The 10209-nt window shown below is 76.2% G+C and carries 7 protein-coding genes; 4 read left to right on the forward strand and 3 right to left on the reverse strand.

Annotated features, from left to right (window positions below; translation table 11 throughout):
• Window positions 1-132 precede the first annotated feature (132 nt).
• Window positions 133-2205 carry an MDR family MFS transporter gene (locus ACRYR7_RS21580; RefSeq protein ID WP_432574171.1) on the reverse strand — a complete coding sequence of 691 codons (2073 nt, stop codon included), beginning with the start codon at window positions 2203-2205 and terminating at the stop codon, window positions 133-135.
• The gene (locus ACRYR7_RS21585; RefSeq protein WP_432574172.1) at window positions 2202-2924 is read right to left on the reverse strand and encodes a MarR family winged helix-turn-helix transcriptional regulator; all 723 of its coding nucleotides are present in this window, start codon (window positions 2922-2924) and stop codon (window positions 2202-2204) included. The genes ACRYR7_RS21580 and ACRYR7_RS21585 overlap by 4 nt, the downstream gene beginning before the upstream one ends.
• A 445-nt stretch (window positions 2925-3369) precedes the next feature.
• Here ACRYR7_RS21585 and ACRYR7_RS21590 point away from each other — a divergent pair, with 445 nt between their 5' ends.
• Together ACRYR7_RS21590 and ACRYR7_RS21595 are read left to right on the forward strand one after the other, a co-directional pair.
• Window positions 3370-3789: an ATP-binding protein gene (locus ACRYR7_RS21590; RefSeq protein ID WP_432574173.1), complete on the forward strand. Its 420-nt coding sequence runs from the start codon at window positions 3370-3372 to the stop codon at window positions 3787-3789.
• A 101-nt stretch (window positions 3790-3890) separates the two neighbouring features.
• The gene (locus ACRYR7_RS21595; protein ID WP_432574174.1) at window positions 3891-5993 is read left to right on the forward strand and encodes a cytochrome c oxidase assembly protein; all 2103 of its coding nucleotides are present in this window, start codon (window positions 3891-3893) and stop codon (window positions 5991-5993) included.
• Window positions 5994-5995: 2 nt separating this feature from the next.
• Here ACRYR7_RS21595 and ACRYR7_RS21600 read toward each other — a convergent pair whose 3' ends face one another.
• Entirely contained in the window at window positions 5996-6394 is a 399-nt protein-coding gene (locus ACRYR7_RS21600) for an OsmC family protein (protein WP_432574175.1), read from the reverse strand.
• A 186-nt stretch (window positions 6395-6580) separates the two neighbouring features.
• Between ACRYR7_RS21600 and ACRYR7_RS21605 the strand changes: the two genes are divergently transcribed.
• Window positions 6581-7963 (forward strand): ATP-dependent 6-phosphofructokinase, encoded by a 1383-nt coding sequence (locus ACRYR7_RS21605; RefSeq protein ID WP_432574176.1) that lies wholly within the window; start codon window positions 6581-6583, stop codon window positions 7961-7963.
• Window positions 7964-8088: 125 nt separating this feature from the next.
• Window positions 8089-10167 (forward strand): calcineurin-like phosphoesterase C-terminal domain-containing protein, encoded by a 2079-nt coding sequence (locus tag ACRYR7_RS21610; protein WP_432574177.1) that lies wholly within the window; start codon window positions 8089-8091, stop codon window positions 10165-10167.
• The last annotated feature ends 42 nt before the right edge of the window (window positions 10168-10209 follow it).

A 10209-nucleotide genomic window follows, 5' to 3' on the forward strand; every position in this document is an offset into this window, starting at 1 on the left:
AGCTGCAGCGCTACCTGCCCCTGCTGTGAGCAGCGCGCCCGGGCGCCGCACCAGCGCCACCGCGCAGCTGGCCCGGGGGGGGGGGGCCCCCCCCCCCCCGGGAGCGCTGCGCTCCGGGGCCGTCGCGGGGTGTCAGTTCTGCGCGCCGAGCCGTTCGGCGCCGGGGACCGCGGGGTCCGCCGGGTCCGCCTGGTGAACCGGGTGGGCCGGCTGGGCCGGGTGGGTGACGTGGCCGGCGTGCCGGCCGCGCGGTGCGGCGGCGTCCTCGCCGAGGGTGGCCTCGATGGAGGCCTCGTCCAGGCCGAGGTCGCGCAGCTCCTCCACCGCCGCGTCCAGCGCCGCCTCGCGGCGGGCGGTCTCGGCGGCCAGCTCCTCCACCGAGCGCTGCGCGGCCCTGGCGGCCTGCACGCTGCGGCGCACGCGCTCGGCCAGCTCGTCCGCGGCGGGCGCGTCGGCCGGCAGGCCGGTGAGCTGCTGCGGGCGGTCGCGCTCCTGGGCGGGCTCCACGGCCCCCCCGGCGGCCTGCACCGGGGCGGCGGGGGCGTCCGCCGCGCCCGCCGCGGGGCCCTGCGCGGGGTCCTGCGGGGCGGTGCCGTGGTCGGTGGCGCCGCGCAGCGGCAGCGCGGGCAGGAAGAGCACCGTCACGAAGCCGAGCACCATGACGGCGGCGGCCACGAGGTAGATGAGGTTCGCCGAGTCGGTGAAGCCCACCTTGAACGGGTGCGCGACCGCGGCCGGCAGCGTGGAGAGCACCGAGGTGTCGTCGCTGGCGCGGGCCAGCACGCCCTGCAGGCCGGCCTGGTCCAGCCCGGCCTGCTGCAGGCCGGCGCCGAAGGCGGGCTCGGAGGCGGCGGCGCGGTACTCCGAGGAGACGTTGCCGCCCAGCGTGGAGAACAGGATGGACAGGAAGACGGCGGTGCCCAGGGTGCCGCCCATCTGCCGGAAGAAGGTCACCGAGGAGGTGGCCACGCCGACCTCGCGCGGGCCGGAGGCGTTCTGCACGGCGAGGATGACCGGCTGCATGTTGCCGCCCAGGCCCCAGCCCATGACCAGCATGACGATCATCGTCTGCCACACCGGGGTGTCGGCGCCCACGCGGCTGAAGAGGAACAGGGCCACGACCATCAGGGCGGTGCCCACGACCGGCAGCGGCTTGTAGCGGCCGGTGCGGGCGATGAACTGCCCGGCGAACGCGCTGGCGGACATGATGCCCAGCACCAGCGGCAGCATCTGCAGGCCGCCGACGGTGGGCGAGGAGCCCTTGACCACCTGCAGGTACTGCGGCAGCACGGCCATCGCGCCGAACATGCCCATGCCCAGGATCGCGCTGGCCAGGCTGCCCACGACGAAGGTGCGCCCGCGGAACATGCGCAGCGGCAGCAGCGCCTCCTCGCCGTAGGCGCGCTCGACCAGGACGAACGCGGCGACGCCCGCGGCGCCCACGGCGTAGCAGAGCAGCGCGCGCCCGGAGCCCCAGCCCCACGCGCGGCCCTGCTCGGCGACGACGAGCAGCGGCACCAGGCCGACGACCAGGGTCAGCGCGCCGGGCCAGTCGACGCGGTGCCGGGTGGTGCGCCTGGGCAGCTTGAGGTTGCGCACCACGACGGCCAGCGCGAGCGCGCCCAGCGGCACGTTGATCCAGAAGATCCAGCGCCAGCCGGCCAGGCCGAGCAGGGACTCCTGCCCGGAGAAGAAGCCGCCGGCGACGGGGCCCAGGACGCTGGAGGTGCCGAAGACGGCCATGAACCAGGCCTGGTACTTCGCGCGCTCCCGCGCCGGGACGACGTCGGCGATGATCGTCAGCGCCAGCGACATCAGGCCGCCGGCGCCCAGGCCCTGCAGGGCGCGCCAGGCGGCCAGCTCGTACATCGAGGTGGAGATCCCGCACAGCGCCGAGCCCACGACGAAGATGCCGATGGCGGCGATGAAGAACGGCCGCCGGCCGTACATGTCGGAGAGCTTGCCGTACAGCGGCGTGGAGATCGTCGAGGTGATCAGGAAGGCCGTGGTCGCCCACGCCTGCAGGGAGAAGCCGTCCAGGTCGTCGGCGATGGTGCGGATCGCCGTGGAGACGATCGTCTGGTCCAGCGCGCCGAGGAACATGCCCAGCAGCAGGCCGGACAGGATCGCCATGATCTGCCGGTGGCTGAGGGCCGGTGCTCCGGCGGGGTCGGCCGGCTGGGCCCCGGCCGTCGTGCTGCTCATGCGTTCTCCTGGTCGGTGCGGGTGGTCGCGGGGGGGGGGGGGGGGGGGGGGGGGGGGGGGGGGGGGGGGGGGGGGGGGGGGGGGGGGGGGGGGGGGGGGGGGGGGGGGGGGGGGGGGGGGGGGGCGGCGGGGGCGGGGGCGCCGCGCCCCGGGCGTGGTGCGCGAGAGCGGGCGGGGCGGGGGGGGGGCCGCCCCCGCCCCCCCCCCCCCCCCCCCCCCCCCGGGTCGGTGGGGTGCTCGTCGCGGACCTGCTCCAGGCCGTCGGCGAAGCGGGAGAGCAGGGTCAGGAAGGTGCCGAGGTCGTCCTCGTCCCAGCCGCCGACGGCGCGGGCCAGGCGCTCCTGGCGGCGCCGCAGGGTGTCGGCGACGACCTCGCGGCCGGCGCCGGTGACCGCGAGCTGGCAGGCGCGGCCGTCGTCCGGGTCGGGGCGGCGCTCGAGCAGGCCGCGGCGCACCAGCTCGCCGGTCTGCCGGCTGACGGTGGAGGGGTCGGTGCCCAGGCGCTCGGCGAGGGCGCCGACGCGGCTGGGCCCGGCGTGGGCGACGACGAGCAGCACCGCGTGCACGGCGCGCTCGGGGCCCTCCTCCGCGCGGGTGACCTGCGCCTTGAGGGCGTGCAGGGCGCGCACGGTGCGGGTGACCTCCTCGGCCAGCGCCGGCAGGAGGGCGTGCCCGTGCTCGGCGGGTGCGCCGGGGGTGCGGGTGGTGGGGGCGGTCACGGGCGTCGTGCCGCCGGGACGGGGTGGTCCACGGTGCTCCGGGGTGCTGCGGGGACGGTTCCCGTGCTGCGCGCGGGGCCCGTCCGTGGTGGGGTGCGGGGTGGGGCCGGTGGTGCGCCGGCCCGTCGGCGGGGCACCCGCCGGCGTGGTCGGCGGTGTGCTCGTCGGTGTGTCGTGCGGCGGGGGTCGCGGTCGTCGTGTAACGGGGCGGGCCCCGGACGCGAAGTAGTCCTCGGGGTCGCGACCCGCACACGGATCGTTGACTGCTGCACGCAACCAATGAGCACCAAGTTAGCAGCCCACGGGCGTACGCGGGGGAGCGAGCATGGCGGACAGGTCCAACAGGGTGGCGGTGCGACCGGTGACGGTCCGTCACCGCACTGAGCCGTCCGCGAGCCGCTGCGCTACCGTTCCTGGTGACCCTACGTATCGGGAGAGTCACTCAGTGTCGTTCCAAGACTGGACGTGCTCCACCACCCTGGCCCCCGAGCCCACGTCCTCGCGGACCGCGCGCCACCTCGTGGCCGACTGGTGCATCGCCGAGGGGCTCGTGGGCGACGTCGTCGACACCCTGCTCCTGCTGACCGCCGAGGTCGTCACCAACGCCGTCCTGCACGGGCGCAGCGACGTGCGCCTGTGCCTGGGCCGCCACGGCTCGCGGGTGCGCGTCGGCGTGGGCGACGAGAACACCCGCCTGCCGGTGCGCCGCGAGTCCGACCCCGACGCCCTCGACGGGCGCGGCATGGCGCTGGTGGAGGCCCTGGCCGACTCCCACGGCGTGGACGCCCAGCCCTTCGGCAAGGTCGTCTGGTTCGAGGTGGCCACCCACCGGGCCCCCGTGCGCGCCGTGCGCGCCAGCGCCTGACCCCTCCGCGCCCGACCCCTCCGCCGGACCCCCCGGCCCGGCCCCCGCGCCCGACCCCTCCGCGCCCGGTGGCGTCCGGGGCGCGACCTACCCTGGACGACGTGGCCGACACCCGCCGTCAGACCCCCCGCACCGCCCGGCCGGGCAGCGCCCCCGCGGTCCCGGGCGCGAGCGCCGCCACCCGCACCGCCCTGGTGGCCGCCGCCTGCCTGGCCGCCGCCTGCGCCGTGCTGCTGGTGGCCCTGGCCGCCGGCGGGGGCCTGGTGCCCTCCGTGCTCGGCGACCCCGGCGCCCTGGTGCGCTACGGGCTGCCGGTCGCGCGCACCGTCCACGACCTGTCCGCCGCCCTGGCCGTCGGCGGGCCCCTGGTGGCCGCCCTGCTGCTGCCGCACCCCTCCGCCGCCTGGACGCGCGCCGTGCGCGCCGGCGCGGTCGGCGCCGGCGCCTGGACCCTCGCGGCCCTGGCCGTGCTCGTGCTCACCGCCATGGACGTGGTGGGCGCAGCCCCCGGCGCGCCCGGCTTCGGCGCCCAGTTCGCGCAGTTCGCCCAGGAGATCGACCTGGGGCGCGCGCTGCTGGTCACCACCGTCCTGGCCGCCGTCGTCGCCACCGTCGGGGCCGCGGCCACCACCCAGACCGGCGCCGCCTGGGCCGCGGCGCTGGCGCTGCTGGCCCTGCTGCCGCTGTCGCTGTCGGGCCACGCCTCCGGATCGGCCTCGCACCAGACCGCCGTCAGCTCCCTGGCGCTGCACCTGGTGGGGGTGACCGCCTGGGTGGGCGGGCTGGCCGCCGTGCTGCTCGTGGCGCCGCTCACCGGGCGCCGCCCGGCCGCGGCCGGCGAGCGCGCCGTGGACCTGGGCGTGCTCGCCGGGCGCTACTCGGCGCTGGCGCTGTGGTGCTTCGCCGCCGTGGCCCTGTCCGGGGTCGTCAACGCCTGGGTGCGCCTGGGCGGCTGGTCCGGGCTGGGCACCGCCTACGGCGCGCTGGTGCTGGGCAAGGTGCTGGCCCTGGTGCTGCTCGGCGCGCTGGGCGCCCGGCACCGCGGGCGCACCCTGCCGCTGCTGGCGACCCGCCCGCGCTCCTTCGCCCGCCTCGCCGCCGGCGAGCTCGTCCTCATGGCCGCCGCCACCGGCCTGGGCGTGGCGCTCAGCCGCACCCCCACCCCGGTGCCCGAGGACGCCGGCGCCGCCAGCACCGTCGACGAGCTGCTCGGGGAGGCCGCGCCGCCGCCGTCCACCCCGCTGCGCTGGTTCACGCAGACCTCCCCGGACCTGCTGTGGCTGCTCATCGCCGGCGGCCTGCTCGTCGGCTACCTGATCGCCGTGCGCCGCCTGCGCCGGCGCGGCGACCGCTGGAGCGCCGGCCGCACGGCGTGGTGGGTGCTGGGGTGCCTGGCGCTGCTGTTCGTCACCAGCGGCGGCCCGGCCGCCTACGGCCGGCTGTCCTTCAGCGCGCACATGCTCCAGCACATGCTGCTGACGATGGCGGTGCCGCCGGTGCTCGTGCTGGGCGCGCCGGTGACGCTGGCGCTGCGGGTCCTGCCGGCCCGCCGGGACGGCTCGCGCGGGGCGCGCGAGTGGCTGCTGGAGCTGGTGCACTCGCGCTACCTGGCGCTGCTGGGGCACCCGCTGGTGGCCGCCGCCCTCTTCGCCGGCAGCCTGATCGTCTTCTACTACTCGCCGCTGTTCGAGCTGGCCCTGAGCACCCACGTCGGGCACGAGCTGATGATGTTCCACTTCCTGGGCACCGGGTACCTCTTCGCCTCGGTGCTCATCGGCGTGGACCCGGGCCCGCACCGCCCGGCGTACCCGCTGCGGCTGATCCTGCTGCTGGCCACGATGGGCTTCCACGCCTTCTTCGGCGTGGCGCTGATGCAGGGCACCCAGCTCCTGGCGCCGGAGTGGTTCGCGCAGGTCTCGCCCGGCGCGGACCTGCTGGCCGACCAGCAGCGGGGCGGGGACATCGCCTGGGGCATCGGCGAGGTCCCCACCCTGGTGCTCGTGCTGGGCGTGGCGGTGGCCTGGTCGCGCTCGGACACGCGCGAGAACCGCCGCCGCGACCGCGCCGCCGAGCGCGACGGCGGCCGCGAGCTGGCCGACTACAACGCGATGCTGGCCCGCCTGGCCGACCGCGACGGCACCGCCGGGCAGCGCGCCCCCGGGGACCGCACCCCCGGCGGCGCGGGCCGCCCGGACGGCAGCTGAGCTCAGGCGAGCTGCACGTCCAGGGCGGCGTCGTCGACGGTCTTGGTGAACGGGCACAGCGCCAGCGCCTGCTCCAGCACCGCGGAGGCGTCGGTGCCGGCGTCCGGCAGCGTCACGCGCAGCGCGTAGCGGGCGGTGTAGCCGGGGTCGCCCTTCGCCAGGGTCACGCGCGTCTCGACCTGCGCGCCGTCCACGCTGCCGCCGGTGGTGGAGACGGCGATGCGCAGGGACTCCAGCAGGCAGCTGCCCAGCGCCGCGGCCATGAGCTGCTCGGGGTTGGTGCCCTGGCCGGCGCCGTCCAGCGCCGTGGGCTCGGAGACGTCGACGGCGAGGGCGCCGTCGTCGGAGCGGGCCGCGCCCGGGGTGGAGGTGACGACGGCCGTGTAGAGGTCGTTGCTCATGCCCCGACGCTAGGGCGCCGGGCGGCGGCACGCTCGGTGATCACCGCGCGGCGGGGACCCGACCGGTGCGGCGGACGACCGCCCGGCGCGGCGGTGCACCCCGGCGCGCCGGGCCGGTGCCCGCCCGGCGATGATGGGCCCGCCGGACCGGCGAGGACCCCACAGCCCGGAAGGACCTGCGAGCCCATGGACAACGCAGCCGTGCCCGACTTCTCGGTCGAGACCCTCGGCCCCTGCACGGTGGACTCCCCGCTGGCCCCGCGGCTGCAGGCGCGCCGCACGACGCACCACTACATCGACGAGACCGACCGGGTGCTCTTCGACGACACCCTCTCGAAGGTGAACCGGCGGGTGGCGGCCGAGGACGACCTCGACGGCCTGGCCGACCTGCCGAGCCTGGAGCCCACGGGCCCGCGCAAGAAGATCTTCTTCGACCCCTCCAAGACGCGGGTGGGCATCGTCACCTGCGGCGGGCTGTGCCCGGGCATCAACAACGTCATCCGCGGCCTGGTCACCGAGCTGACCAACCACTACGGCGTGCGCCGCATCTACGGCTTCAAGAACGGCTACCAGGGTTTCGTGCCGCGCTACGGCCACGACGTGGTGGACCTGACGCCGGAGGCGGTGGACGGCATCGACGCCGAGGGCGGCACGATCCTGGGCAGCTCGCGCGGGCAGCAGGACGCCGTGGAGGTCGTGGACTGCCTGGAGCGGATGGGCATCGGCATCCTCTTCGTCATCGGCGGCGACGGCACGATGCGCGGGGCGCAGAAGGTCTGCGCGGAGATCGCCGAGCGCGGGCTGAAGATCGCCGTGGTGGGCATCCCGAAGACCATCGACAACGACATCCCCTTCATCGACCAGAGCTTCGGCTTCCAGAGCGCCTTCAGCGAGGCCACCCGCTCGATCCGCTCGGCGAAGGTGGAGGCGCGCACGGCGCCCAACGGCGTCAGCGTCGTCAAGCTCATGGGGCGGCACTCGGGGTTCATCGCCTGCTACGCCGCGCTGGCGCAGAACGAGGCCGACTTCGTGCTGATCCCCGAGGTGCCCTTCGTGCTGGACGGCCCCGGCGGGTTCCTGGAGCTGCTGCGGCAGAAGGTCGCCACCCAGGGCCACGCGCTGGTGGTGGCCGCCGAGGGCGCCGGGCAGGAGCTCTTCGACGACGACGACCAGCGCGACGCCTCGGGCAACAAGAGGCTGCAGGACGTGGGCCGGCTGCTGCGCCAGACGATCGCGGACGACTTCGCCGCGCACGGCCTGGAGCTGAACCTGCGCTACATCGACCCCAGCTACGTCATCCGCTCCGTGCCGGCGAACCCGTACGACAGCGTGTACTGCATCCGCCTGGCGCACGCGGCGGCGCACGCGGCGATGGCCGGGCGCACGAACATGGTGGTGGGCCGCTGGCGGCGGCGCTTCGTGCACATCCCGATCCGGCTGGCCGTCTCGGCGCGCAACCAGGTCGACCCGCACGGCGACCTGTGGTGGTCGGTGCTGGAGGCGACCGGGCAGCCGTGGTCGTTCGGCGACAAGGAGGCGGAGCAGGTCACCTCGTTCGGCGGACAGTGACGTTCCGCTGACCTTCCGTGGTCCTTCACCGGGAGGTCACAGAGGCCGCACAGGGTGGGGGGTGCCCCCGGCCGCCGGACCGGCGCCGGGTCGTGACACCCGTCGACGAGAGGTCACCCCCCGCCATGAGCACCGCCCCGCACGTCCCCGGCGCCCCCCGGCGCCGGCGCCGCACCCTCGCCGCCGCCGCGGTCGCGCTCGTCGGCGCGAGCGCGCTGACCGCCTCGCTGGAGAGCTCGGTGGCCGCCCCCGCCGCCCCCGAGGCCGCCGCCCCCGAGCGCTACACCGGTTTCGTGGAGGTCGTGCGCGAGGTCGGTCCCGCCCCGCGCGCCGCCGGCCGGCCCGAGACCCTGCGCGGCAGGGTGTTCGAGGACTCCGACCGCGACGGCCGCAGCGACGGCGAGGAGGGCGTGCCCGGCGTCGTCGTCTCCAACGGCCGCGACGTCGTGCGCACCGACGAGCGGGGCCGCTACGAGCTGCCCGTCTTCGAGGGCATGACCGCCTACGTCACCCAGCCCTCCGGCTGGCAGGTGCCCGTGGACGCCGACGGCGTCGCGCAGTTCCACTACCACCACCTGCCCGCCGGCTCGCCGCAGCTGCGCTTCGGCGGCCTGGCGCCCACCGGCCCGCTGCCCTCGGCGGTGAACTTCCCGATCGTGCGCGGCGACGAGCGGGCGCAGGACGAGCTCACCCGCTGCGCGGTCCTGGCGGACGTGCAGACCTACAACGGCCGCGAGCTGGGCTTCGCCCGCGACGGGCTGGTCGCCGACCTCGTGGACCTGCAGCGCGAGGAGGAGCAGCGCCTGGCCGAGTGCGGCGCCCTCATGCTCGGCGACGTCGCCGGCGACGACCTGGGCCTGTACCCGCGCATCAAGGAGGTCCTGGGCGCCTCCGGCCTGCCGCTGCGGTTCGTGCCCGGCAACCACGACCTGGACCTGGACGCCACTGACGCCGCGCACTCCTTCGACACCTACAAGCGCGAGCTGGGCCCGACCACGTACTCCTACGACGTCGCCGACGTCCACTACGTCGTGATGAACAACGTGAAGTACCCGTGCGCGCCGGAGGACGACGCCGACGGCACCCGCCCGCACTGCGCCGACCCGGCCGGGGCGCCCAGCTACTCCGGCGTCCTGGGCGAGCAGCAGATCCAGTGGCTGGAGGCGGACCTGGCGACGGTGCCGAAGGACAAGCTGGTCGTCCTGGCCACCCACATCCCGATGGTCTCCTTCGCCGACGCCACCTCCACCAAGCACCAGACCGCCGACGTGCTGGACGTGTACGAGCTGCTCGAGGGCCGCCCGGCGCTGTCGGTGTCCGGGCACACCCACTCCACCGAGCGGATGCTCACCGGCGACTCCTACGCCGGCTGGGAGCAGGCCGTGGGCGTGACCGAGCTGCCCTTCCCGCACGTGGTGGCCGGCGCCCCCAGCGGCGACTGGTACTCCGGCGACCTCGGCGTCGACGGGCGTCCCATGGCGCTGCAGCGCGACGGCGCCCGCCCCGGGTTCCTCACCCTGGACGTGGACGGCTCCGAGTTCCGCGACACCTTCCACGTGATCGGGGAGGAGAGCGACAAGCAGATGGCGCTGTCGCTGAACTCCCCGCGCTGGCGCGACTGGTACGCGCAGCTGTCGCGGTTCGCCGCCGCCCGCGAGCGCGGCGAGTGGGACGCGGTGCCCCCGGTGAACGTCAACGACCTCGGCGACACCGGCCTGGTCACCCCCGCCGACCTCGGCCAGGACACCTACCTGACCGCCAACGTCTGGTACGGCTCCACGGACACCGAGGTCGAGGTCTCCCTCGACGGCGGCGAGGCGCAGCCGGCGAGGCGCACCCAGCAGGCGCGCGGCGAGGCCGCGAACACCGGCGCCCGCTTCGCCGACCCGGCCGCGGCCACCCGCCAGCTGCAGGTGGCCCGCTACGCCTTCGAGAGCACCTCGGGGAACGAGGACGCGCAGGGCTTCGAGCTGTACGCGGGCAGCAAGTACGGCCCCGGCCCGGCCCAGCCCGGCGGCAACCTCGCCGACCGCGCCACGCACCTGTGGCAGTACCGCCTGCCGAGCGACCTCGCCGAGGGCGTGCACACCGCCGAGGTGACCGCCACCGACGTCTCGGGCCGCACGTACACCGAGACCCACACCTTCGAGGTCCGCGCGCAGCTGCCGCGCCAGGACTTCCGCACGGAGCTGTTCGAGGACTGAGCCCCGCGCGACGGAGCCCCGCACCCCGACCGGGGGTGCGGG

Source organism: Kineococcus gurbantunggutensis, from assembly GCF_050871925.1.
GTDB lineage: Bacteria > Actinomycetota > Actinomycetes > Actinomycetales > Kineococcaceae > Kineococcus.